The following is a 26,936-nucleotide window of genomic DNA, read 5'->3' on the forward strand; positions in this document are numbered from 1 at the left end:
CTGCAATGTTCATCTTCCCAACATCAAATCTTCACAATTACAGGATGTGGCATACTAACTGCAAAATCTTTACAAACGCTTTCTTTTCCAAGTATACTAAAATTACTCCGGGTTTCAGCCCCCAATACGGGCAAGCTGTTTCCCCATAAGGAGGCAATAACATGGATGCAAATGTGCGGATCAGCGACCCGCGTGAACATGTGAACGAGGAACCCCGCAACGATCTATTTGATCTGATCGCGGGTGTTGCCGGCATGGCCGGCCTGATGACAGTGATCTTTTTCGGTATGGTTATCTTCAAATTCCTCACCGAATAGGTTGCTCAGGCTCACGCAGGACCAGAAAAGCCCGGTTTTCGCGACAATGCGAAATCCAGGCTTTTTTTGGGACTACTGTAGCTTTTGATTGCAATCAGCTGAGCTTCTAAATCAAAAGCTCCACCGATAATTTGAAGATTAACCTTGTCCAGAACCGTTTCGTTCAATTAGATCGCTTTAACGTTTACCGCGCTGATTCTCACCCCGAACGGAGATGACATCCACGAATGGACGAATCCGGTCCATGAGACGCTGGCCTTTATTCGATTCCTCGCCGTCCCGATTGGTGAAACTAAGATGTTTTTCAAGCCCATCCAGATTGTAATTGGACGTATAGAACGTTGGTTTACGATTCATCCGATAGTTCAAAATAGACCCCATCACATGATCCCGAACCCAAGGGTTCAGATTCTCTGCCCCAATATCATCAAAGATGAGCAGATCACAACTTTTTAAAATATCCGTCATTTCCTTCAGCTTCTGCCCTTCACTGATCATGGATTTCAGATCCTCCACAAAGTCAGGCATATAAATAATGACACCCGTGTGGCCTGCAACCGCCAGTTCATGCAGCAGATAACACATCAGGAACGTCTTACCCGTCCCGAATGTTCCTTCCAGAAACAGTCCTTGCGGAGATAATCCATTCTCCTTGGTCTCCCTAATATAACGAAGCACCTGATTCACTGCCGGAGCACGCATCCGATCCTTGCCCATAATCTCCACGTCGTTGTATCCGGCACTGAGCGCACGCTCGTCCACATAGAAACTGCGAATGCGTTGCTTAATGATATGTTCATTTTGCCGAGCGATATGTTTGGAACAAGGCGCTTTTATATCTATGATTTCGGGTTTACCGTTAAAATGTTCTACTTCCAGTTTGCAAAAGTGGCCCTGAAAATCGTTAGGACAGTTGTCGAGTCCCGGACAATTCGCACAGTTCTTAGAGTCTTTGGCGTACTGAAACAGCTTGCTCAGATCGGTCATGAGCTGTGCATCTTGCAGTTCAGGATGACCTGCGCGGAATTCGCGTACGTACGGATTTTCCATCAATTCCGCCGCAATCCGCCGCGATTGCTCACGAAAGGCAGGGTTCAGCTGCTGAAGCAGTCCTCCCAAGGATTCCATGGCTTCAAGCCCCCTTAATGTTTCAATATAGAATGAACAATTGAAGTGTACCCATGGCCTTCTTGATGGCATAGGAACTTTCGATCATTCGCAATTCTACTGTTCATTCTATAGAAAAACAACCAATAACTCAACAGATACATCTGGTAAATAGCGTAACCCTTCGACCACCATACGTAATGCCTAGTTCAGAGTACACTTGCAGTCCTGTACCCTTTAATGAGTGTTCAAAAGTCTATTTTTCGACTTTTTGAACAACCTCTATTAGCGACGCAAGCCGACAGTAACGATCTCGCATGAACCTGTCTGTATGTTCCATTCCTTGTTGGCAAATGATAATGTCGACGCCTCTTCTATGCTGTGGGCATGAAGCATCTCGCCCTCTTCCTCCAGGATGTTGCTTTTGTATGCCGTTTCGAATGGCTGTGAATTCGCTTGTGATGTTGCAAGATTCAACGTGGCAGAGTCGGTGGTCATATTGAACCAGCGGAGCATCACATCACCGGAATTTTCATTCACCTTGAGTGAAGAAAAAGCCAAACCGTCCCCTTGCCATGCAAACGGTGTGTTGTTAGGTGTCAGATAACCCGGGTGTACTTCAGTCTGTGCCAGCGTCCAAGGAACCTGGAACTGATACGCCTCAATATATGCACCTGACGCTGCACCATTTCCATCATGCGGAATGATCTCGATCTGAAATGTATGTTCACCAAGGCATTGCGCTTCAGGTGTCGGGAACAAGCCCCAATCTCCAAGTTCGCCCACAGCACGAAGCAGCGTTACGGCGATAGTGTTGCGTCCATCCTGAAGGACTTCATATTCATTCAGGCCCAGATTGGCAACGACCAATCCGGCGTCCTTTTCACTCACATCCACAAAATTCTGTTGATGCTGTGTATTGCTTGGATTTTGCCACTCCGGTGCAGGCTTGTTATCACGCGTTGCAATTTCGAACATGGAATCCACATGATGAACAGCAGATACAAGATCCGTAGGGAAAAGGGCACGTACCCGATGATCCTTCCCCTGATTGTTGAAGGTTGTCTCCATTTGTACTCCTTTTCCACTACGACTGAGTGATATCACTGTACGGATCTGGAGTGGGATCATTTTCGCTGAACGCTGGGCTTTACGGTATGGATAATAAATCAGCTCCCGTTGTTCCTGATCCAGCATCTCATCCGCTGACTCCGGTATTTCCCAATGATGAATCACTTCGAACGAGGCCAAGTATGATGTATCCTCAAGGACCCGAATCTCGGCCTGAAGCTCGTGTGTTGTTCGCGCCACTTCGTTCTCTGGCTGCTTGAACATGTATTCATTGCCTATATCGCCCACATTTTCGTACACGCCAAGATCTTTGTAAGTCCGGCCTGTTCGTTTATCTGTGAGTGTGAATGAACCATTGCCTGCAATCGTGACAGTGATATGTTGATTTTCCATACCACGTTCACCACGCAACAACGTATTTGTTTTCGGTTGAGAGCCACTCTTGGCATGATCCACTGAGTTCACCAACGCATAAGTCTTCAAGCCCAATGCTGCTACATGCTCTGCTTCAAAACGAATACGAACGCGCCGACAACTATACGGCTGGCGGAAACGGTCATCCGGCAGATCATAGCCAAATTGCAGACCCAGATCCTCCACCGTACATGGAATGTGGTTACCATCTTCATATACCAGTATGCGGTCTGACAGTTCAACGGCTTTCATCTGTGCCGCCATCTCTTCCAATGTATATCCATCCCGGAAATACAACCGAGCCGCGTCCAGTTCCATCTGAACCACACCGCTGCGTTCCCATCCCGTTGTATTAAACACCACGACAGGCCGAGCATTTTCGCCGTAACGCTCAAAGATGGAGGTATCGACAGCTGTAGCAATCTGGCTGGTGCTCTCTTCAATTAAAGCCTCTGCTACATGACGGCTCTTATCAAACCGTGTCACCATCTCGCGGTGCACCTCATCCACACTGCATCCACAGATGCTGTCATGCGGGTGATTCTGCATCAGCGTTTTCCAGGCGTATGTCAGTTGATCATGTGGATAGGCATGTCCAAGCAGATAGGCGTAAGATGCCAGGGGTTCAGCCACTTTTTCCAGCATAGTCTGGCCCAGTTGGTTCATCTGTTTCAGATACACACGAGCCGAGGCCGTGTTCACCAGGGTTCCCCAGCCATCGGTGCGCTGACTGCGCAGTTCGCCTTTGACCGTGGACAACTCATGTTCAGCCGATGCTCTCAAAGCTTCCAGATAATCCGGAAAGTTCGAGTGAATGAACTCGATATCGGGATATAATTGTTCAGCCATGCGAATCGCTTCTGGCAGGTCTCGTTGAATCGGCTGGTGATCACATCCGTTCATGTAGAGCAGCTCATTGGTCGATGCATATTTCTCGGCATCTGCAAGCTTGGTTTCCCAGAACTTGCGGGCAGATCCCTCGTCTACTGGAACTTCATTTCCGTTGGAGTACCAGTTGGCAAACAATACGCCGAGTACTTTCGATCCGTCTGGTCCTTCCCACATCAGCTCCGAGAAGCTTGATTCATATCCGGCATCGGATACCGTATTATTAAATCCCGTAGGCTTCACACCACGTCCAAAGAACACATTATCAATGCCCGATTGTTGCATCAGCTGCGGGGTCTGTCCGACCAATCCGAACGTATCGGGAAAGTATCCAATTTTCGAAGGTGTGCCGTAACGTTTGGCGTCCTTATGTCCAACCTGCATGTTGCGCACATTGGCTTCTCCGCTCGTCAGAAACGCATCCTGCAAAATATACCATGGTCCAATCACAATCCGGCCATTACGGATATGTTTCTCCAGTCGTTCCTTCTGCTCCGGGCGAACCTGAAGATAGTCATCGATGATAATCGTTTGTCCATCCAAATAAAAGCTTTTATAGTCTGATCCCTCATCAAGCTGATCCAACAGTGAATCGACGAGCTGAATAAGACGCATATGATGCTTCTCATACGGCAAATACCATTCCCGATCCCAGTGGGTATGCGAAATAATATGTGCTCTCTTTTTCTTGGTCATCGTGTTATCCCACCTCTTTCCTCTTGTTGTACAATCTCAACCTCATCAGGGCGATACACCGCAGTCAGCTTTCCGAAAGCATCTGTGGCAAATAGGACGGAACGATTACTCTCCAATTGGAACGAGTACGATACACCCGTACGTTGATCTCTCACGTGAACTTCATGGTTCAAGGCAAACTCCGATACAAATACATACAGATTCCCTTTTGGAAAACTCAACTTCCGGCCGTAGATCCCAGCGATATCCCCGCCAGATATCCATTCCAACTCCTGTTCGATACCCGAAATTTCAGTCGCATAACGATACAATTCAGCAAGTGGTTCATCCCGTCCGTTTAACTCCACTGGCAGTGGGGTCCAGATTAATTTCCCTTTACCCAAAGGCAAAACGGTTACTTCATCTGCTGTACCTTTATCCCCATGAAGCAACGTCTCCTTCGCCACCTCGGCGATACGACGCCGTCCATAGGTCACCCGGTGATTCACGCCATTAACATTCAGCAATTCTTCCCGCTGCACGTTACCCAGACTGCGTTTGCCTACGATATGATCTGCCCGGTCAGTTGCCTTCCAATATGCATCCAGCCCCAGTGGTCCAGTGATGAGCAGACTTGTACCTTCCTTCTCCGCGAACGTGAGCAATTGATGCAGTGCATCGCTGTCCATATTGTGCGGACTCGGCACGATAATCAGTTTCGGTGGCTGCTGCTCCAACGCTTCCAGATGATATTCGGATAACGCACGGAACGGTAGTTTCAGATCATAGGACATCACGCGAGTAAGCTTCGTTGTGGCATCATAGGCCAGGGCACGGTTGGAGAAGTCATTGGAATACGGGAACACCACTGCAATATCTTCCAGCTCACGGTCTTCAAAGAGATCACGAATGCCATGCATGAATCGGCCAAAATCATAAGACACATCCGCCTCTGGCTTCTCCGTACCATCTGCACGAAGAGCTCCGATATGAGACTCATTGGCATTATCCATATAAAAGTTGGTGTTCCAGATCCATTGCACCGCTCCTGCGCCGCCTGTCGAGAAAGCATAGGCATATTTGCGTTCGAGAATGCCACGAAGCTCTTCTTCCGTACGTTTGGCTCGTCCATCCGGGGTTTCCACATACATGATGCCCGTCTCCTGAATGAGATTCGGTTTGTTTGGCGTTTTGGCGAAAATACCGTCCCAAATCAGATCATCGTTTAACCACCAGGAATGCACGGTTGTATAATCCACTTCACGTTCATAGAAGAATGGCGAAGGACGCTGTGCACCAAGGGCTTCGTCCTGTCCCACAGTGACCAGATGATTCGGTACCAGATCCTTGATCGTACCTACAAGCTCTCTTGCCCAAACATTGTGCATCTCCATAGAGAAGAGACAGTAATCGAGCCAGCGTGTTCCTTTTTTGGCCTTGTGCATGTCCTGTACATCAAAATTAATCTCTTCCGCCTCCGGAATAACCGCGGCTACAAAATTGGGAAGCTGCTTCGGTGACATGTTCCATGCCTCCTGCAACGCTTCAATCGTCTCATGCCGCTGCTCAAGCCAAGCGATATAAGCCTGCTGTTCATACGAATCCCTCGCGGAGCGTGGGCCAGCCGAGAAGATACGCACCGGATCAAACATGGATGGCTCGTTAATCAGATCCCAGTCCACATGGGTTGTATGCGTGTGACGACTGACGATGCTGCGGATGAAACGTTTCTGTGCTTCGACACTCTGCGGGTCCAAATACGGATTCGTGCCTTCCCATGTCTCCGGTGTAAAGGAGAAGAAAGTGAACGTGACCTGCAAGCCGTGACGCTTCGCCGTTAAAATAAAGGCATCAATGGCACGGAGCACATCCTCTGCCATATGTCCGTCCACCTGCATCATGTTGCGATAGGCGGTCCAGATTCCCGTCCGAATCCAGTTGATGCCGGCTTTTGCCATCTGAGCCATGTCCCTGTCCCAAACATCCGCATTGGGCAGAAATAAAAATTTCCGTGCCACATCGGAGGTCATGTAAGTCATGCCCACAACTGGGAGAGGACGTCCGTCTTTTACAAAATAGTCTCTGCTGCGGGTAATCACTTCCCCTTCTGCCAGCAATGCAGCATCTTGTCCCCAGAAGCCTTGACGTAAGGTCTGAACTTCTCCATCAGGTGCCTGCGCTTGGCATACAATCCGATACGGCCCACTTTCAATGGAAATCGGGAGAAGTATGCGTTCGAAACGCTGCTCACCGGAAAGTTCCATCTCCAGTCGATGGTTCCATACCTTCTCCGTCGTGCCACTAGTACGGTTCTCTCGCTCAACGCTCAGATCGAACGTCCACAGCTCAGACGCTGTACGCCTGTTGCCTGCTCTCTGTAAAATCTGGCCTTGAAGTGTGAGTACAGCCCGTTCATCTGGCTCATACGAAGCGTAATTCGTTTTCAGGGATAGCTCGGTTACACCTTGCGCACAGAATTGCGCCCACTTCACAATCTCGTCAGCACCATCCTGCGTCCAGAATGAGGTGGTCAGTGGCAGATTTACAAACATCCAGCGTGAACCAACGAAAGTCCCGCGGGAGTTTTCCCACAGAACGACCGGAGCGGCAACACTGCGTCCATCCTTACTCATGCCACAAAGTAATGGGTAAATCTGCGTACTCATCGGTCCTGATGAACCCATCTGGTGGGACAGATCACTTGTTTTGGTTGTATGTGGAACCAGATTCCATGTATCTGCCTTCTCGAACAGCCCCTCTTTCCCAGTGAGAAGCGGGATCTGTTCCGAAGAAGTGTACGATTTCACATTGGCAGAAGATACGTTCAGTGCCTCATGAATATAGAGTTCCTGATGATACGCGGTCTGCTCTGACTCTACAACCCATACCCCATTCTCATATCGAACCGGACGTTTGAAAGGCGCACCCCCCACACTGATCAGGCTCCCTCCCTGATGCAGATAAGCTGCAATCTCCGTCCAGGCGGACTTGGGGAAATAGGGTGCATGCAGATTCACCAGACATCCTTCACCTGCTGTAGTCTTCAAAGCCTCTGCAAGTTCTTCGGCGTTTACAACAGTGATCTCTTCGACCGCTTCCCATGCATTCAGAACCTGCTCAGTTGGAAAAGCACCATCCACTGGAAACGCAGGGTCAGCGAAGATAATCAGCTTTTTATCATTAGGTTGGATACTCATAACAGGCCATCCTTCATGGATTTATAGACCAACTGGGAGAACAGGCTGTTGGACCATGCAAACCATTTTCGTGTAAAAATCGTTGGATCATCGGCGTGGAAGCCTTCATGCATATAACCTGTATCTGCATCTGTCGCTTCAAGCATGCGGATAATCTCCAGTTTTTCTTCGGCAGACTGGGCAGTCAGCCCTTGCATGGACAATCCCATATGCCAGATGTAATCTGGTGGGGTGTGCGGACTTCCGATCCCTTTGGCAACCTTGCCCTCATAATAGAACGGGTTCTCTTTGCTCAGAGCGAAGCGGCGCGTATTCTGGTAGATCGGATCATCTGCTGTGACGTAACCCAGATATGGAATGGACATAAGTCCCGGTGTACCCGCATCGTCCATAAGACAGTGGTTACCATAACCGTCCGTCTCGTATGCATAGATCGGTCCAAATTCGGGATGACGATAAATACCGTACAACTGAATGCCGTGATCTACGTCCTGCTCCAGATCCTTCAATTCCTGCAAAAGCTCCATATCCCGGAACACCCACTCGGCAAACTCCTGCATTTGGCGCAGAGCTACAACCGCGAACATGTTGCCAGGGATATTGTAGTGGAAATCACACGCATCATCACTGGAACGGAAACCGGACCAGATCATACCCGTGTAGTTGACTGGCATGCCTTTTCCGTGATTGCGCAGGGAATCTGTTGGGATACCGTTATTGCGAGTGAAGCGATATGGAGATTGTTCCATGTGATGTTGCTCGACTTTGAACAGGTCCACGATTTTACGCATCGCTGCTTTGAAGCTTGAATCGAAAATGTCAGTCAGTTCGGTTTCCTTCCAATATAAATAAGCCAAACGTACAACAAAACATAATGAGTCAATCTCAAATTTGCGTTCCCACACCCAAGGCGACATCTCGGTCTCGTCCGTGGTATTCCAGTGCCAGTCATTCGCCGTCTCATTGAAGGCATTGGCATACGGATCGATATGGACATACTGGATATGACGTTTGATCAGCCCGCCAATGATGCGTCGCAGGTCCTCGTCTTCTTTTGCAAACGGAATGTAATGTACCACCTGCTCCACGGAATCACGCAGCCAGGAAGCCGGAATATCTCCCGTGATGACAAAAGTCGTACCATCCTCCATCAACTTGGTTGTTGTTTCGATAGTGTTGGGGAAGCAGTTTTTGAATAATTGAAGCAGTTTTGGTCGGTCAGCCAGTTTCTGTTCTGCTTCTTTGAGCACGGCCTGAATGGATTGAGGCAAAGCAACAGGTGGCATGGGTATTTTGGGTAATCTGAACTGTTCCATGGATGAGTGCAACTCCTTAAACAAATTGAATGGTGTAGCTATATAGGATCAAGCTGAGAACATTCACACTAGACCACTACGATGACAGAATAACCTTCCGATCGCTGTTATCCCCAGATTTTTTTGTTTCCCTTTTCTAAAGGGTAAAATCTGGGGATAAAGGCGAACGCTTCGCTTCTTCTGGTTATTTCTGTCCTCTCCGTTAACGTGTGAATAAAGAGCTGGACATGTATAGCTCAAAATATTTCAAAAAGGTTTACCGCAGTAGCACGGTTTGTATTTGGTAAGGTTTAAAAGATAATGTGATCTGACCATTGGTATGGGCCAGTGGTTTGATCGGTTCTTCCAGTGCGTTGGAGTGATAGGCTTGCTCAAAGGCATGTGGCCATTGCAATGTGATGTTTTCGCGTTTGCCTGACGATTCATAGAAACGAAGGACTGTTCCGTGCCCATCCTCTGCCATTTTGACGGTATCCAGAATCACGTGACTGCTGTTGAAGTTAATCCATGAGCCCGTAGCTGGGCGAGAATGTTTGGCATTTGCAGTTGCATCTGCGGTTGGAGCTACCTCAGTCCCTGTGCTTTGCTGTACTTCTTCCCTCTGCTGTACCTGCTCTATCTGCTCTATCTGCTGCTCTTGTTGTATCTGGCCCTTTTGTTGCACTTGTTTCACTTGCTGTACTGTAACCTCATGATTTAACTCAGCAGCCTGACGTACGGTGTGTGCTGTTCGCCAATCTCCGTCGTGTGGATACAGGGAATAGGTGAATTCATGTTCTCCCAGATCGGCTGTGCGATCCGGCCATTTGGGTGCGCGCAGCAAGGACAAACGAATGGTACTTCCCTGCACGTCGTAACCGTATTTGCAGTCATTGAGCAGGCTCACGCCGTATCCATATTCGGATACATCCGCGAAGCGATGCCCACAGACCTCATACTGGGCTTGTTCCCAGCTTGTGTTGCGATGCGTTGGGCGTTCCAGTGCGCCAAATGGAATTTCAAATGTGGCCTTGGAGGTCACCACATCAATTGGGAAACCAACTTTTAGAAGTTTGTGATCCTCGTTCCAGTTCACCTGTGTCTGGAAGTCAATTCGCCGTGAGTCATGATAAAAAACGATATCTTGTGTGATTACCGATTGATGAAGCTTCCAGTGGAAGCGCAGGACATCCTTCGTTGTACCCGCCAGCACCAGCTTTTTCTCCAACAGCTCCACTTCGCCAGCAATCTGTTCTTCATAACGACTGTCGATATCCCATGCATCCCAGAGTGTCGGACGATCGTGGAAGAAGTGAAGCTGATTGCCACGTTCACCCCGCTTCAGCATCTCACGCTCTGCGGTCTTGTCCCACAGACGAGTAATCTCTCCTCGTTCGTTAAACTGCACATGATAAAATGCAGTATCCCATGTATCATTGAAAGTTGGTTTCGAGGCAAGGTTGGCCGTTTCCCGTACATTCGTTTCCCTTGTATTTTCCGGTACCAGCCAAATCGTCTTATATCCAAACGCCGGAATGTCTGTCAAGAGAATAGACATGCTGCCATCCTCCCGATCCATCCGCAAGCGCTGGCCTTTTTCATCGATGCCGTAGCGATCCAAACCATCCTGCACAGGAAGTTGAACGACCGCACTACGTTTCCAGCCCAGGCTGTTGAATACAACATAAGCTACTGAACCTTCTGGGCCCCCTGTGTTGATCCCCGTTGTCAATGCTGCAACACCCTGATTCAATCCGGTTCTGCCCAATTCAAATACCTGTACATATTCCTCATTCGAAGTCACGTAGGACTCTGTAATCGCCGATCCCGGTATAATATCGTGGAATTGATTCAGCAGAATCAGTTTCCAGCCATCATGCAGTGCTGAACGCACTTCAGCTTCGGTATTCGCCTCCATATCTGGCAGAGCGAGTGTATTCCACAGCTCAGCTTCACGATATAGAACTTCCGCTTTCCGATTGTTGCGCTTATTGCGCGCATGTGTCGTGTAGGTTCCCCGATGTAACTCCAGATACAGATCACCATGCCATTTCGGAAGTAGCGGTTGCTCCTTTTCGATTCCGGCAAAGAAAGCTCCAGCTGTGCTATATCGACTTGCGGGCTGTCCAACCATCAGGTCTGCACGATCCACATACTCCAGCATCTCGCGTGTTACGCCACCGCCGCCATCTCCATGTCCGTACAGAAGCATATGCTCCGGATGCGCTGCTTTCTCACGATACGACTGCCAGTGATCATGAATGTCCTTCGGCAGCGTATGCTCATTAACACCATGATTGAGGTATGACAGAATTGGCGTACCGTCAATGCCCACCCAGTGAAACAGATCATATGGAAACACATTTGTGTCATTCCAGCCGAGCTTTGTTGTCATGAAATATTCCACATTGCCATGCTTCAAAATCTGTGGCAGAGAGGCACAATACCCGAACGTATCCGGCAACCATTCAATCTGTGATGTCTTGCCAAACTCCTCCATATAGAAACGCTGGCCATATAACATCTGGCGAATCAGGGACTCCCCGCTTGGGATGTTCAGATCCGGCTCAACCCACATGCCGCCAACCAGTTCCCAACGTCCTTCTGCGATCCGTTGCTTCACTCGTGCATACAACTCGGGATCATGTTCCTTCAGAAATGCATATAACAAGGGTTGGCTCTGGGAATAAACATAGTCCGGATATTCATTCATAAGTGCATCCACGGTGGAGAAAGTACGGCTCGTTTTTCGTACCGTCTCACGTACAGGCCACAGCCAGGCAATATCAATATGGGACTGTCCCACCATATGCTCCAGACCTTCTGCGTTTCCGCCAATCTCACGCACATGATGCTTCAGATTATTCTCAATCTGACGAATACCCTCTCCCTGCTCAATCTCTTCTGCTGACATGCCTACAAATTGATCCATCGCACGATACACCAGTTCTAACAGGCGAACCCGCCGAAAGTCACTTTCCGGCAGCAGCACAGCCGAATCACGCACAATAATGACGGTGTACATCAGACTGCGAACGGCTTCATTGGGTCTAACCAGCAGGCTCGTAATTGATGTGATCGGCGGCTGAATAACCGCCTGTTGATTCAACGGGTCTACAGGTTCAGGTACTGGATCAAACATCTCAATCTCAAGTTCCGGAGCGTTTCCGACTTTGGACGGATCAAGCGTGACGTAGGTATGATTGCGGTCAAGGCCCTGATAAGCGTGCCCATTTACCCGCAGCAAACCTTCTCCCCCTGTTTCAAATACAAGCCCATAAGGCGATTGCTGCCATGTAGCAGGGATCTCCAGACGTGTTCTAAAAAAATAAGTCGTTCCCTGTTTGCTCGGAAAACGTTCAAAATCTTGTCCTTCCAGGTATTCACCCTGATCCTCATACTGTCCTGGCACATTGTAATAAGCGCGGGTAATGTCCCAGCTGCGCAGCTGCAATTGCTCCAGCCACTGATGTTCGGACAACTCGCGAATAAATCGTCTGATACGTTCCAACGTCTTACGCCTCCCTTACGGTCAGTTCGGCTATTTGCGTATCATTTACGCTGCTGCCGATATGAATATGGAATTGTCCCGGTTCAACGACAGGTTTCAACTCACGACCAATATACTGCAACTGCTCGGCTCCGATTTGGAATTCCACGGTCTGTGTCTCTCCAGACTCCAGGTTCACTTTTGCAAACCCCTTTAGTTCCTTGGCGGGACGAGTCAGCGAACTAACCACGTCAGAGATATACATCTGTACTACTTCTGCACCTGCATAAAGGCCCGTGTTGGTCACATTCACAGATACCGTAACTGACTCACCGGCTGTCATGGAAGCATCACTCAGCTTCAGTTCACTGTACTCGTATGTGGTATAACTCAGTCCATATCCAAATGCATAACGAGGCTCCAGATCCTCTTCGAGGTAACGCTTGCCTCGGGAACGTTTGCCGTTATAGTAGATCGGTAATTGGCCAACATGCTTCGGAATGGAGATCGTCAATTTTCCTGACGGATTCACATCACCGAATAAAATATCTGCAATGGCATGCCCGCCCTCTTGACCTGGATACCACGCCTCCAGAATGGCATCGGCATGTTCATCCACCCAAGGTTCAGTGATGGGACGACCATTAATGTAAACAACGACAAGTTTTTTGCCGAGCTTGTGAATCTCCTGAATGAGTTCCAACTGTACTCCGGCAAGACCCAACGTCATCCGGTCGATCCCTTCGCCACACTCCATATCATTCCAGGAGTTATCCGATACATTGGAAGCGCCCGTTTTCAGATCAATCGTTCCTTCTCCAAAGTCACGTGCACTGGAGCCACCAACCACCATAATGACCATATCTGCCTGGCTGGCAACTTCAAGGGCACGCTCGAACCCTTCTTTCGAATCACCTTTGATCCGGCAGCCTGGTGCATAGAGAACCTGATCTGTACTGCTGTCACCAGTCAAAGGACCAACAGAACTCTTCTCCGTTTGCCCATCCACATGATTAGCCAGCTTACTGCGAATCCCCTCCAGTACCGTCGCCACTTTGGACTTCGGCTGTGGTGATGTGTAATCGCCCAGTTGATTGTAAGCCTGATCCGCATTGGGACCAATGACGGCAATCCGCCCAGCTGTTGCTGTGGATAGAGGTAGAGTTTCAGCCTCATTTTTGAGAAGTACAACACCTTCCGCCGCCAACTTGCGTGCCAGTAGAATATGTTGCTCACTGCCAATTACTTCTGCTGCCCGATCGGCATCCACATAAGGCTGTTCGAATAAGCCCAGTCTGAACTTCAACGCCAACACGCGAGAAGCAGCCTGATCCAGAACCTGCATATCAAGCTTACCTTCTGCTACCGCCTGCACCAGATATTGCCCAAACATCTCACCGGACATTTCCATATCGATGCCTGCCTCAATCGCCTGTACGGAAGCTTCCATTCCATCTGCCGCGACATCATGCCCACTTGCCAGCATGTTGATCGCACCACAATCCGTAATGACCAGACCGTCAAAGCCCCAATCCTTACGCAATACATCTTCCAACAATTCCGTATTTACCGTGCAAGGCGTGCCATCAATTTCGTTATATGCTGGCATGATCGATGCAGCGCCAGCTTCCACCGCTTTGTGGAATGGATACAGATCCACTTCCAGCAGTTCGCGCCAGCCCATATGTACAGGCCCTGCATTACGTCCACCTTCCGAGCTGCCATAACCAACAAAATGTTTCAGCGTTGCCGCTACTGTATCTCCACGGTCAAGACTTCCACCCTGAAGTCCTTCCACGGAAGCAACTGCCAGCTCTCCAATGAGAAACGGATCTTCACCGAAACATTCCTCGGTACGTCCCCAGCGCGGATCACGCACAACATCCAGTACCGGAGAATAGGTGACCGCACCACCTTGGGCACGTGTCTCCCTTGCTACTGCCTGGCACATCTCCCGATACAGATCCACATTCCATGTACTCCCCAGTAAAAGGGGGACAGGATAGACCGTTCCATCAATGGCCATATGTCCATGCGAGCACTCTTCCCCGATTAAGATGGGAATCCCCAGTCTGGAATGTTCCACCGCATAGCGTTGAATCAGATTGACCGCCTCAGCGCCTTCTCTGGCGGATAGTCCATTTTCCAGCGTAACACCCGTCCACGGATCTGCGCGAAGTGCACCATAGAGGGAGCCGATACCCCCATTTTCCACTTGCTGTTTAAAGGAATCATTTAACGTGATGTTCCCTTGATCATTCGTATAGGTCTGCCAGCCAAATGGCTGCGTAAGTTGGCCTACCTTTTCTTCCGTAGTCATCAGGCTAAGCAGGTGTTGTACCCGTTCCTCTACGGATTTGCTTTGGTCCTTGTAAGTCATCAATCTGCATCTCTCCAATCCTATAGCGTGATCCGGTTATTCTTTGACCGCGCCCACCGTCAGACCCTGTACGAAATAACGCTGGAAGAACGGATAAGCGAATATAATCGGCAACGTGGCAAGCACAACCATCGCCATTCGGGACGTATCCTGCGGAATGGACTGCATGGCTGCCAGACTCATCGAACTGTTAGCAGAGTTCTGCTGGATAAACTGGATACTTGACTCAATCCGCATTAGCATGGATTGCAGCGGTACCAGATTCGGATTATCGATGTATAATAGCGCATTGAACCAATCATTCCAGTAACCGAGTGTACTGAACAACCCGATGGTTGCCAGTCCCGGCAAGGAAAGTGGAATCACGATTTTCATAAAGGTATAGAACTCACCGGCGCCATCAATTTTCGCCGATTCAATGACTGCATCCGGCACACTGGTGGAGTAGAATGTACGCAGAATCATAATATAGAAGGCATTCATCGCCAGCGGCAGAATCAGTGCCCATAACGTATCTTTCAACCCAAGCAGCTGGGATACAACCATATAGGTTGGAATCATCCCGCCATTAAACAACATGGTCAGAATCGCAAAGATGGAGAAAAATCTCCGATATCTGAAGCTCTTGCGGGAAATCGCATACGCATACAGCGACATGAGAATCAGACTGATGATGGTACCAAGTACCGTCACCAGAATGGTAACTCCATACGCTCGCAGCAGCGTGTCCCCACTCTGCCAGACAAACTGATATGCCGCGAGACTCCATTCTGCCGGAATCAGACGATACCCATCACGGGCCAGTGCTTTCTCGTCCGTAAACGAGATAATGACTACAAATATAAAAGGAAATACACAGATCAGAGCAAATAAACCGGCGATGATGTTCATGATCACGTTCCAGCCGCTGGATACGTGGTGGAAGTCGCGTTTTTTAACAAGCCCTGCTTGAGCCATAGTGGTTCACTCCTTTCCCTGTCCTAGAATAGGCTGCTGTCTTTATCGATTTTGCGGACCACATAGTTGGAGATAATAACAAGCACAAAGCCCACCACAGATTGATACAATCCGGCAGCCGTACTCATCCCGATCTCACCACTAGTTTTCAAACCTCGATATACATACGTATCAATAACATTTGTCACGGAATATAACGTACCCGAATCCCTTGGCACCTGATAGAAAAGTCCAAAGTCGGCATAGAAAATGCGGCCTACGGCCAGCAAGGTCATAATCGTAATGATGGGTGACAGCAACGGAATCGTAATATTGCGAATCTGCTGCCACTTGTTTGCTCCATCAATCATGGCTGCTTCATACAGTGATTTATCAATTCCCAGTATGGAAGCCAGATAGACAACGCTGCTATAACCTATGGTTTTCCATAACGCTACGAATACCAGAATATACGGCCAATATTTCGCCTCAGAGTACCACTGAATTGGTTCCATCCCGAACCAGCCGATAATCTGATTCAACATCCCGCGGTCCATGCTCAAGAAGCTGAATGCGAAGTAACCAACGATAACCCAGGATAGAAAATACGGCAGAAACATGCCGGTTTGATACAGTTTGGCGAGTCGTTTATTCACTAGTTCCGAGAGCAGTATTGCCAATGCCACAGCAAACACCAGTCCCAGGAAGATAATGGCGATGTTATAAAAGAGGGTGTTGCGTGTAATGAGCCATGCGTCACTTGTGCTGAACAGGAATTTGAAATTGTCCCAGCCAACCCATTCACTCTTCATCAGACTTGCCCAGAACCCTTCACGGCTGAATCGATATTCTTTGAAAGCAGCCACCGTGCCCACAAGTGGCAAGTAGGAGAAGAAGAAGAACCAGATGGCGCCTGGCAGCACCATGAGCAGCATGACTCGGTTTCTAATCAGATTTTTCAAAAATGTAGTCATTGTGGATATCCTCCTTCAGGCTTGAATGAAAAAGGACCGGACGCGATAATCAGCCGCCCGATCCTTACGATGTACTGTTACTTGTTTTCCGCTCTCCAGGCATCCAGCTGGCTTTGGGCTTCAGCCATTACTTTCTCCAGTCCGGCTTGATTGAACTTCTCAATCACTTGATCCAGATTGGCTGCCGGGTCCAGTGTACCTGTCATCAGTGCTGCCCAATATTGCTCTTTCACGTTCTGTACCGCTGTCAGTTCAGACGATACATTGCTTGCATCAAAGTTAAAGCTGAGGATCGGGGAATTGACACCTTCAGCGTTAAACTTCTTGAACTCATCCCATTTGTTATCCGGGTCATTGCTGTTCAGATAGAGCAGCATATTGTTCCCAAGGGAGTATGAAGGCATATCGTAGTTTTTCGATTCAGGCAGATTTTCCATATGTGTGTCATCCACTTTTTTGTAGTGTGTGCCCTCGATACCGGAGTCCACCATATTACGCAGCACAGGATCTGTATTCAGCAGGTTCAGGAATTCCATCGCTTTCTCTGGATATTCCGAGTTGGCCGAGATGGCCATGATGGAACCTTGTACAGATGTATTCGTTATAATTGCTTCACTTGCAGGTGTTGAAACGACTTGATAACCGTAACTTGCAGACCATTGATTGTCCGCGAGCGGCTGAGTCTGTGCACGATCCAGGAACCAGTTGCCTGATGTTGTCAGATCGTTCGTGGAACCTGTTGTTGCCGCTTCTGCCGATACATAACCAGCCTTGTAGTATTTGTGCATCGTGGTAAGTGCTTCTTTCATTTCAGGTGTTTCCAGTATGTTTACAAGCTTATAGTCTGTTGTATCCAGCTTGATTGCCATTGGCAGATTCTGAATGACATAGTCATAAGGCACGTAAGGAACATAGTTTTTATCCATGGCAAATGGTGTTACACTCGCCTCGTTTTCCTTAATTGTTTTGAGCAGAGGCTCCAGACTGTCTAACGTACGAACGCCAGAGATGTCCAACTTGTATTTATCAACCAGCATTTGGTTAAAGCGCCATACCTCTTGTTGAGGCAGTTCTTTGTTGGCTGGAATTCCGTAATTGTGTCCGTCTACCTTCGAACCACTGAGGAATGCGGGATCAATGGTCTTAGTGATATCCTGACCGTATTCAGCAAGCAGGTCATCCAGTTCAAGGAATGCACCTTTTCTGGCATTTTGTACATAATCGAATCCACCAGAAGAGGTGAACAGAATATCCATTGGCTCACCGGATGCTACGTTAACCTGCATCTTCTGCGGGTAGTCACCCCAGTCAACCATCTTCATCGTTACCGTGGCATTAATTTTCTCTTTGGTATACTTGCTGACTTCTTCCATCACTTTGTTGACGTCTTTCTGAGGGGTACCGATGGTATACCAGATCAACTCTACCGCGTCATCTCCAGCTCCCCCGGATTCTGAAGCATCTTTGCTTCCTCCACAGGCACTAAGAACAAGTGTAACGGCCATTAACAATGCAAGAACGAGTGAGAAGCGTTTTCTTTGTTTACTCATTTCTTTGATCCTCCCTTTTCGTGTTCCCTTAGGCTCTACTTACTAACTGCTTTAACCTTATCGAATGAAAGCATTTACAAAAAGAAGATAAACTTAAGTTTTCGAGGTACAAATTAAAGAGAAATCGTCCTTGGGCAACTATTTTGTACCCATTTAAATAAATCGCTTACATGAAAGAGACATGTCGGGTAACGTATGCCATGATTTTCATCCATGCCATTCCTGTTCCCGATATGTCTCTTGGCTCTCTGTCCGCATAGTTGGATCTACCCGTCACCGAATTAACCAAACACCTTGAAATCAGTCGGTGAAATTCCCACATATTTGCGGAACTGTTTATAGAAATATCCCGTCTCCCAATACCCCACATTTCGAGCGATCTCATGTACCTTCAGATTGGAATTGCGTAGTTGCTCCTTCGCACGTTCAATCCGGTATTTGTTGATATATTCGGCAAACGTCTCCCCTGTCTCCTTATGGAACAATTGTCCCAAATACACCGGATGCAGATGATAGTGGGCACCCAGCAGCTTCAGGGAAAGCTCTTCTGCGTAGTGTTTGTCGATATGCTGAAGCACCTGGTTCACAATTGGATTTTTCAGATCCTGCAATAGGGATTGGATCGTCTGCGACCCAACCTGCTGAAGCGCCCGCACGAGTTCATCAAAAGTGCCACTGTCCAGCACAAGTTGAAGCCCTTGTTGGTATATGGTAGACTCATCCGAGTGTTTGATGCTCTCCAGTTCCATTTTGAAGCGAATCACAACTTCCAGTGCGGTATTCTGTAACTCCCCAGGTGTAAGCCCATCGCGATGTTGTTCAAAATCCATGCGAATCCGGTCGGCAAGTTGTTCTGTATTGCGGGATAGAATGAGTTTGGCGTACTCCCTCCAATCAATGAAAAAGGTCGCCGTTGAACTTCCGCACCTTTGCAGTATGGCATGATCGATGACTTTAAGGTCGGGATAAATCATCACATACTGGAGTGCTTTTTTGGCCTCGGCATAACTGGTCGGCGCATGGTATAGTCCCTTCATCAACCTGCCTGCTCCAATGCGTGCCGCCGGATGGGTTACGGTTATCTCATCAGATAACGCCTGAAGGCCATCCATCAACTTCCGTTCCTCGTCACTCGTACCCTGAATATTGGCAATAATGACGATGTCTCCATCGATATCATGAAATACGTTCAGATGGCGTCTGTCTCTAAGCATCTCTTCTACACGTTCAAACATGCCGGGTACTTGTCCTTTGTCACGCAGAATGGCCACAGCAACGTCCGGTGCATCCAGCGAAAGATTCATGAACTGGGCACGTTCTTCAAATTCAGTAGCTGCAATCTGTCCTGTAAGCCATCGATGAAGAATGTTATCTTTCAGAATCTGAATGCCATACGCATCATCGGCTTGAGGTGATACCGTATGATCCAGCTTGGACGCCGTGTTGCGCAGCGTGGATTCCAGTTCCTCTACATTAATCGGTTTGAGCAGATAGTTTTCAATCCCCAGTTGCATGCCTTCCTTCAGATATTCGAACTCATTGAAACCACTGAGGATAATGACCTTAATCTCAGGTTTCACTCGCCTTGCTTCCCGAATCAGGTCAAGGCCATTCATGAGTGGCATGGATATATCCGTAATCAGAATGTCCACAGGCTGAGAAGATAGCACCTGTAACGCTGCTTGCCCATTACCTGCATGGCTCACAATTTCCATTCCAAATGAAGACCAATCCACAATATCGTATAGACCTTCAATGATGAATGGCTCATCGTCCACAATAAACACCTTGTACATGTTAAACACCTGTCCCTTCTGTATGTGGATAACGCACCCTGATCCGTGTTCCTTCTCCGAGGGTGCTCTCTATGGTGATACCGAACTCTGGCCCATACAGGAAGCGCAATCGACTATGAACACTGCGCAGCCCGAACATCTGACCAGACTCTTCAGGACGTTCCAGTTCTTCAAGGATTTCCGTCAGGCGTGCCGGATCAATGCCTTTGCCATTATCTTTGACTTCCACTTGCACCACATCATCCGTCTCTTCCACAACAATCGATAATCGGTTATCCGAACGTTCTGTCTGAATGCCGTGTACGACATAATTCTCAATGATGGGTTGCAGCGAAAGTTTGACCACAGGGTGTTGATAATAAGCAGCGTCGATCTGGATCGTATAGATGAAAATATCCTTGTAGCGGATTCGGAATAACTCCAGGTACAAACGGCAAGCTTCCATCTCATCCTTCAGCGTATAATTTTTCTTTTGCTGTACCAGGCTCTTGAACAATACGGATAAACTATAGATCATCTCGCCGACGTCTCTCGCCCCCTGGGATATGGCCCTCATCCGAATCACTTCAAGTGTATTGTAGAGAAAATGAGGGTTGATACGCGCCTGTAATGCGACCAACTCGGTCTCCTTCTGTTTGATCTCGGCTTTGTAGACTCGTTCAATGTACAGGTTCAGCTCATCCAGCATATCGTTGAAGCTATGTGAGATCTGCCCCAGTTCATCATCACGCGGATCGTCGATGCGAGCCGTCAAATTGCCATATTTCACTTTTTGGGTGAAGCGAATAATTCGGCGGGTTCGTTTGGCAAAGTTGATAATGAAAAACGCCGGAACCAGCACGGCAAACAGAATACACACAATACTGATCGAGATGATGGTATTGCGAATCCCCGCATACGTTTCAGCCATCTCTTCTACCGGAACGGTGCCAATAACCACATAACCCTGATCCGCGGAGACAAACTTGTTCACATACATGTTCTGCTCCTTTTTCATCGAATCCATATCCGTCTGATCAAACAGGGAATCGGCCACATTCACGTAGGGGTACTGCTTGCCATAATATTGATTGTTGGAGTCGAACAGGACTGTGCCTTTGGCCGATAACACCACGATTTCTCCCTTGAGATTGCTCTCGTAGTTATCCAGCGCATTCCCGATTCCTTCCGAGTCAAAGAAGACAAGAAACTGGCCCAGATTCCGAAGGGTCTGTGTATTGTTAATCGGTACGCGGATGGAATAGAGCGCAGGGTCCCATTGATTGATCTCTTTGCGAATCCAGTAATTGGGTGCACTGATATTGGGCGTTTCCATCGCCATCACGTCCGGAATATAGGAATGAGCCACATTGGCGTCCAGCTTGCGGAACTGCTTGTGTTGATTAAAGGTCGACAGATCCTGCTGCTCTGCGCTATATAACATGAGTTGGTTAATCTGCAAATTGCGATCCATGATGTTCTGAAAATGTTTCAACACATCGGCCGAATAGTCGTCCTGGTTGGCGTAATATCCATTTGTCATGTGCTGAACATATTCAGCGTATGAGTGATTCATCAGATACGTAATGTTAGCGGAGAGTGCCTCATTCTGATGCATATCCCTCACCATATTTTGTACCGATTCATACTGCTGATGAATGTATCGATCCACGTGTTCCATAGCCGCTTTCTGGATCGCCAGTTCCCGGCGAATCGTGGAGTCGGACACTGACAGGAAGATGATATAAGACAATGTAATGATCGTGACAATCGATATCATCGAGAAGATCAGCAGCATTTTCATAAACATATTATTTTTGAAGAAATTATTGTAAACGCTAACAATTTTCAAGTCACATGTTCCCTCCGATGCTGTTTTCCTGACTATATAAGTTGAACTAAAGATTACTTACACTGACACTACGATGACAGAATAACCTTCCAATCGCTGTTATCCCCAGATTTTTTCGATTCTCTTTTCCCAAGGGAAAATCCGGTGATAGCGTATGCTTCCGATGCAGCTTTCTTGCAGAAAGCTTGTAGCTTCGCTTTTTCAGGTTTTTTCTGCCCTCTCCGTTATCGTGTAAATGATTAGTTCAACTTATATTGAATTATATCACCAGGCTTCTGACATTAACTTGTCACCTGCAACTTTTCTTTAGTTTATATCCGTGTTTCTTTAATTTCACCCTATTTAAAAACGCTTTCATCCACTATCGTTAACCATAAGTTTAGCTTTGTGTAAAAGAATACCTTACATTCATTCCACTTGAAGGAGGAACAGCATGACACGCAAACTCAAACCAAAAGCCCTCATTCCCAAGATAACGGCCATGGTCCTGACTACGGCACTGCTTGGACAAGTTGTTGCATCATCCGTTTATGCAGGAGACACGCTCCCTTACACAGGCGAAAGCGCCAAAGGGGTGAATCAGCCCTATCAACACGGATACACCTCAGCCCAGATTCTGAACTGGACACCCGAAAGTGATATCCATGGCGATTTACTTCGTGCCCATGTTCCCTTGCAGCCCCGTAATGAAGCGTTCGCTGCCACACAGGCTTATCCTGAGCTTAGCCCGGACACCCAGCTATTCACGATGAGTGGCGATTACGGCAATGCATTCTTCGATAGCACACCTTATACCAATGAATTCAGCCAGTATCTCTTTAATTATTGGCAATATACAGACTACTACAGCTATTGGCACGGCATGGCCTCTGCGGGAGTACCTGAGGAGCTGTATGACCCGAGTAAAGAGTGGACGGAGAAATACTTCGAGTTTGGTATTTTGAACATTCCGAATCCGGCCTACACCAATGCAGCCCACAAAAATGGCGTTAAGTCCATTGCTAACATCTTTTTCTCGGATAATGACCGTGGCCCACAAACCTATAAACAAATGCTGATCCAGGATGAAAACGGTAATTTCCCTGTGGCCGAGAAACTGGCCGAGATGGCGGAATACTACAACTACGATGGATATTTCTTCAATCAGGAAGAAGTTGCCCGGGGTGTAGCCCCTGAAGATATCGCATCCTACAAGAAATTCATGAAATATCTAAGAGATAAAGGCCTGTACGTTCAGTGGTATGATTCCACCATCAATACAACAGGCAAAATTCAATACCAGAACCAATTCAATGGGCTTAACAGCCCCTTTGTACAGGATTCCGTTCTCGGCAGAGTCTCGGATTCCATCTTCCTGAACTATGTGTGGAACCACAAGATGCTCCGCGATTCCCGTGATCATGCCCTTAGTCTGGGACTGGATCCACTGGAAACCGTATTTGCTGGTGTCGAAGGTGGACATGACAAATTCGGCCGCTGGAAGCAATCCTATGACCTGCGCCATAATCTAGATGAGAACGGTCAACCCATGAATAGCATCGCGACACTGGGTGCCGACTTCACCCACAACGCCCTCGATGAAGAGATGGGCGATGGCAGCACCAATCACCGAGCTGAGGATAAGTACCAGTGGATGACCTTTGTACGCGATCGTGCATGGTGGTCTGGCCCAAATCAAGACCCGACAGATGCACGTCGTAATGCATCTGCCGATCTGTCGGATGTGTATGCTTCCGGCGCAAATTGGGATGGGATTGCCGCTTATCTTACCGAGCGATCCGTCATCAACGGCTCCATTTTTGCCACAAACTTCAATACGGGCCACGGTCTGAAATATTATGAAGATGGCGCCGTCTCGAACGATAAAGAATGGTCGAATATTAACATTCAGGATATCCCTGTCACTTGGCAATGGTGGATGGATAGTAAAGGTGACAAGCTCAGTGTTGATTTTGACTACGGTCCATCTTATGAGAAAGGTGCAAGGTACAACTATGACTCCATTGGCGCGTTCAATGGCGGCAGCTCTCTCGTGGTGAACGGTACACTGAACGCGGAGAACTTCCTTCGCCTCTACAAAACCGACCTGTCCGTCAACGGGCAATCGAAACTGGAGCTGACGTATAACAAACCGTCCACTAGTGACGCTTCTTCCCTGCATGTTGGGTTAATCTTCGAAGATGATCCATCCAACGTGGTCAAAGTGGAAGTGCCTCAGTCAGGCCAGCATACTACAGGTTGGAAGACAACTTCGCTGGATTTGAGCGCCTATCATGGAAAAACCATTGCCGCTATGGGGTTATCTTTTGACCCGAATGGCAAAGCGATTGAGAATTACCAGATGAATATTGGCGAGATCCGCATTTCCGACGGTTCAGCGGCTGTACCGGATGCACCGACCGGATTCCATATTGCCAAAGCACTGACCAACACCGACGAACTGGTTGTTGCATGGGACATGAAGGACTATTCAGAGGTCAAACAATACAATTTATATGAAAATGGCGCCTATGTAGGTGGAGTGTATGATTCCACTTTTTATATCAAATCGCTAAAACAGCCGTCTGGTGAACTGTCTATCCGTGCGGTGGGTGCAGATGGTACCGAAAGTGAAGCAACCGTCCTGCCTTACGATCTGAATGCAGCCGTTCAGAATATTGATGTGAAATTCAAAAAAAATGGCGATGCCATTGCCAGTTGGAACAACCCGAAGAAAGCGAATGATACGGGCAAAGACAACGAGTCCATTCAGCTCACCCTAAAAACCGAATACACAAAAGAACCCTTCACCAAATTGCTTCAGGTCAAAAAAGGAAAATCATCTGCCGTTCTGACGGGACTTCCGACCAATGGTGAACATTACGTGCTGAACATTGCCATTGGCGGGCAGAACCCGGTTACCCATACCGGACAGCTCGCAGATCTTCAGATTACACCATACGCCAAGGAAAAGGTGACAGTAAAAGATGGAAAGTACACACTTGCCCTCCCGGATCTGGAGGACTGGTACAAGATCTATGTTTATGAAAATGGGGTGGCACGCGAGTTCGGAGTCACTTACGTTTCGCAGAAATTCCCGTATATCATTCGGGGCAGAACAAAGCTGAGTGAACTGACCTTCACACCAGCGTCCAGCAACAGCTCTTTGAAGCTGGTCATTGAGGATTATGCGGGCAATCAGGCCAGTACGATTTTGAGGTAACACTACAAGGTATTTTCAAGCTAACCTGCATACCAGTTGAGATAAAAACGTACAGCCCTTCACTTCCAAAAGGAGGTTGAAGGGCTGTTCTTGTTGATCTAACAATAAATATTCTACCCAACAGCTATTAAAAAGCATTTTCCGTTAAGCATAGTCCTTCGGATGAAATTGAGGATAGATGCTTGCGCAACTGCTTTTTGTCTATTTTATCCACGGCTGTTCTCGGCAAAGTATCCACAATGAACAGTTGAGTCGGCCATTTGTACGGAGCAAGGTGTGGCTCACAAAACGCCAGCACCTGTGTCAGATCCAAACTTTCACCGTCCCGTAACACTATGAAAGCGATGAGTTCCTCGCCTTCATCGGGATGAGGATGTCCGATTACGGCCGCCTCGCTTACCGACTCATGGCTCACAATAACATGCTCCACTTCGGCACAGAACACATTGGAACCGCCCACAATAACCATATCCTTCAAGCGATCAAACACATAAAGATAACCTTCGACATCCAGACAACCGACATCCCCAGTTCGAATCCAGCCATCGGACATGGTCTCGGCAGTAGCCTCCAACTGGCGCCAATACCCCAGCATGGTCTGTGCACCTCGAACAACGATTTCTCCTGCCTCGCCCGTAACTGTCTCACTTCCGTCCGTATCTAATATCCGAACTTCGAAGGCCTGCTCACCTTGGGCAGCCAAGTCAGCAGGACGACCTACGGATCGAAGGCGAAGAGGATCGCCCATATGTTGAGCAGGAAAAAGGCGGCTTATGGACATTCCACATTCCGCTTGTGAGTAGTTGTTCACAATGATAACTTCAGGAAATTGCGATACGATCTCCTGTAGTGTATCCGGGGAAATAATGGACCCTCCGCAGCCAATAAGTGATAGACTCTTCAAGTTTCTACCTCCTGCGGATGCCTCGCGGGTAAGATCACGAAGCAGTTGGCCTACTGTGCTGAGTTGTGTAATCTGATCACGTTCAACAGCTTCCATAATCCGATGTACATCCGCTGGGTATTCGTCTAGAAATACAAGACAGCCTCCGGCAGCCATGGTCGCCCACAGCTGGAACTGACCCACCAGATGGGATAAGTTGAGCACTAACACACGACGCTTGAGATCATGACCGAAGCCTGCAGAAGGCGTAAGTTGATTCCAAGCAGCCATTCCTCGATGCGAATGCATGACCCCTTTTGGCCGACCAGTTGTCCCGCCCGTATAAATCAGGACTGCCGTATCGTCTACACTTCGTTTGAAATGGTCTTTTGGATAGGACGCGGGTTCCTGCTGTAAAAGAGTAGCGAGCGAACTGCTATTCGTCCCTTCTTCGTCTGTCGTGAGCAGTTTTGGACAATACCCAAGAAGCTTTACTGTGGCAATAGCTGCGTTAGCATGTTGGTCATCATGAATAACCATATGTGGTTCTGCATCCTGAAATATGGCAGCGAGTTCAGGCACTGTCAGCATAGGAGAAGGAACGAGCGGTATAGCGCCGATTCCAACTGCTGCATAAAACGCAACAACGAGCTGGGGATCTGGATCACCTAAAAGGGCAAAGCGATCACCGGCCCGGAGTCCTTCAACATACAGGGCCTGACTGAGTCTTTCAACTAGACCGTAAAGCTCCCCATAACTCATCGTTTGCCCATGTCGCATTAACGCAGGTTCCTCAGGGTACAGACTTGCTGCAATTGGCAATCGTTCGGATAGAAGCAAGCAATTACCTCCAACATTTAAATTTCCATTTCTCCGTTAAGAAAACTATGGAATAAAAAGAGAGTAGCATATATCTGGAATAATAAGTAA

Annotated in this window: 14 protein-coding genes; 2 read left to right on the plus strand and 12 right to left on the minus strand. The window is 48.0% G+C overall.

Annotated features, from left to right (window positions below):
- Window positions 1-161: 161 nt before the first annotated feature.
- Complete coding sequence (locus QVE09_RS17640) at window positions 162-317, plus strand: hypothetical protein (protein ID WP_017692450.1); 156 nt, start codon at window positions 162-164, stop codon at window positions 315-317.
- A gap of 177 nt (window positions 318-494) precedes the next feature.
- On the opposite strand, the gene dnaI is transcribed toward QVE09_RS17640, so the two are convergent.
- The 11 genes from dnaI to QVE09_RS17695 form a co-directional block, all read right to left on the minus strand.
- On the minus strand, window positions 495-1,445 hold the full coding sequence (dnaI, locus tag QVE09_RS17645) for a primosomal protein DnaI (RefSeq protein WP_062837925.1): 951 nt from the start codon (window positions 1,443-1,445) through the stop codon (window positions 495-497).
- A gap of 264 nt (window positions 1,446-1,709) precedes the next feature.
- Window positions 1,710-4,493: an alpha-mannosidase gene (locus tag QVE09_RS17650; protein ID WP_315937831.1), complete on the minus strand. Its 2,784-nt coding sequence runs from the start codon at window positions 4,491-4,493 to the stop codon at window positions 1,710-1,712.
- Window positions 4,490-7,669, minus strand: a complete 3,180-nt coding sequence (locus QVE09_RS17655; RefSeq protein ID WP_315937832.1) for a beta-galactosidase — start codon at window positions 7,667-7,669, stop codon at window positions 4,490-4,492. Before QVE09_RS17655 ends, QVE09_RS17650 begins: the two co-directional genes overlap by 4 nt.
- The gene (locus tag QVE09_RS17660; protein ID WP_315937833.1) at window positions 7,666-8,985 is read right to left on the minus strand and encodes a glycoside hydrolase family 125 protein; all 1,320 of its coding nucleotides are present in this window, start codon (window positions 8,983-8,985) and stop codon (window positions 7,666-7,668) included. Before QVE09_RS17660 ends, QVE09_RS17655 begins: the two co-directional genes overlap by 4 nt.
- A 256-nt stretch (window positions 8,986-9,241) precedes the next feature.
- Window positions 9,242-12,475 (minus strand): alpha-mannosidase, encoded by a 3,234-nt coding sequence (locus QVE09_RS17665; protein WP_315937834.1) that lies wholly within the window; start codon window positions 12,473-12,475, stop codon window positions 9,242-9,244.
- A gap of 4 nt (window positions 12,476-12,479) precedes the next feature.
- The gene (locus tag QVE09_RS17670) at window positions 12,480-14,834 is read right to left on the minus strand and encodes a glycoside hydrolase family 3 N-terminal domain-containing protein (RefSeq protein WP_315937917.1); all 2,355 of its coding nucleotides are present in this window, start codon (window positions 14,832-14,834) and stop codon (window positions 12,480-12,482) included.
- A gap of 36 nt (window positions 14,835-14,870) precedes the next feature.
- On the minus strand, window positions 14,871-15,791 hold the full coding sequence (locus tag QVE09_RS17675; protein WP_062837930.1) for a carbohydrate ABC transporter permease: 921 nt from the start codon (window positions 15,789-15,791) through the stop codon (window positions 14,871-14,873).
- Between the two features lie 23 nt (window positions 15,792-15,814).
- Window positions 15,815-16,744, minus strand: a complete 930-nt coding sequence (locus QVE09_RS17680; protein WP_315937835.1) for an ABC transporter permease — start codon at window positions 16,742-16,744, stop codon at window positions 15,815-15,817.
- Window positions 16,745-16,821: 77 nt separating this feature from the next.
- On the minus strand, window positions 16,822-18,294 hold the full coding sequence (locus QVE09_RS17685; protein ID WP_315937836.1) for an ABC transporter substrate-binding protein: 1,473 nt from the start codon (window positions 18,292-18,294) through the stop codon (window positions 16,822-16,824).
- A 281-nt stretch (window positions 18,295-18,575) separates the two neighbouring features.
- Entirely contained in the window at window positions 18,576-20,090 is a 1,515-nt protein-coding gene (locus QVE09_RS17690; RefSeq protein WP_315937837.1) for a response regulator, read from the minus strand.
- A gap of 1 nt (window position 20,091) precedes the next feature.
- The gene (locus QVE09_RS17695; RefSeq protein ID WP_397387054.1) at window positions 20,092-21,921 is read right to left on the minus strand and encodes a sensor histidine kinase; all 1,830 of its coding nucleotides are present in this window, start codon (window positions 21,919-21,921) and stop codon (window positions 20,092-20,094) included.
- 433 nt (window positions 21,922-22,354) lie between these two features.
- Between QVE09_RS17695 and QVE09_RS17700 the strand changes: the two genes are divergently transcribed.
- Window positions 22,355-25,123 carry an endo-beta-N-acetylglucosaminidase gene (locus QVE09_RS17700; RefSeq protein WP_315937838.1) on the plus strand — a complete coding sequence of 923 codons (2,769 nt, stop codon included), beginning with the start codon at window positions 22,355-22,357 and terminating at the stop codon, window positions 25,121-25,123.
- 127 nt (window positions 25,124-25,250) lie between these two features.
- Here the strand turns inward: QVE09_RS17700 and QVE09_RS17705 are convergent, their stop codons facing one another.
- Window positions 25,251-26,846 (minus strand): class I adenylate-forming enzyme family protein, encoded by a 1,596-nt coding sequence (locus QVE09_RS17705; protein ID WP_315937839.1) that lies wholly within the window; start codon window positions 26,844-26,846, stop codon window positions 25,251-25,253.
- Between the last annotated feature and the right edge of the window lie 90 nt (window positions 26,847-26,936).

This window comes from Paenibacillus sp. ClWae2A (assembly GCF_032452295.1).
Taxonomy (GTDB): Bacteria; Bacillota; Bacilli; order Paenibacillales; family Paenibacillaceae; genus Paenibacillus.

Bases quoted from the DNA above. Each gene is read 5' to 3' on its own strand.
- QVE09_RS17650 (WP_315937831.1), bottom strand. From the start codon at position 4,493: ATGACCAAGAAAAAGAGAGCACATATTATTTCGCATACCCACTGGGAT.
- QVE09_RS17640 (WP_017692450.1), top strand. From the start codon at position 162: ATGGATGCAAATGTGCGGATCAGCGACCCGCGTGAACATGTGAACGAG.
- QVE09_RS17655 (WP_315937832.1), bottom strand. From the start codon at position 7,669: ATGAGTATCCAACCTAATGATAAAAAGCTGATTATCTTCGCTGACCCT.
- QVE09_RS17670 (WP_315937917.1), bottom strand. From the start codon at position 14,834: ATGACTTACAAGGACCAAAGCAAATCCGTAGAGGAACGGGTACAACAC.
- QVE09_RS17685 (WP_315937836.1), bottom strand. From the start codon at position 18,294: ATGAGTAAACAAAGAAAACGCTTCTCACTCGTTCTTGCATTGTTAATG.
- QVE09_RS17680 (WP_315937835.1), bottom strand. From the start codon at position 16,744: ATGACTACATTTTTGAAAAATCTGATTAGAAACCGAGTCATGCTGCTC.
- QVE09_RS17700 (WP_315937838.1), top strand. From the start codon at position 22,355: ATGACACGCAAACTCAAACCAAAAGCCCTCATTCCCAAGATAACGGCC.
- QVE09_RS17660 (WP_315937833.1), bottom strand. From the start codon at position 8,985: ATGGAACAGTTCAGATTACCCAAAATACCCATGCCACCTGTTGCTTTG.
- QVE09_RS17675 (WP_062837930.1), bottom strand. From the start codon at position 15,791: ATGGCTCAAGCAGGGCTTGTTAAAAAACGCGACTTCCACCACGTATCC.
- dnaI (WP_062837925.1), bottom strand. From the start codon at position 1,445: ATGGAATCCTTGGGAGGACTGCTTCAGCAGCTGAACCCTGCCTTTCGT.
- QVE09_RS17690 (WP_315937837.1), bottom strand. From the start codon at position 20,090: ATGTACAAGGTGTTTATTGTGGACGATGAGCCATTCATCATTGAAGGT.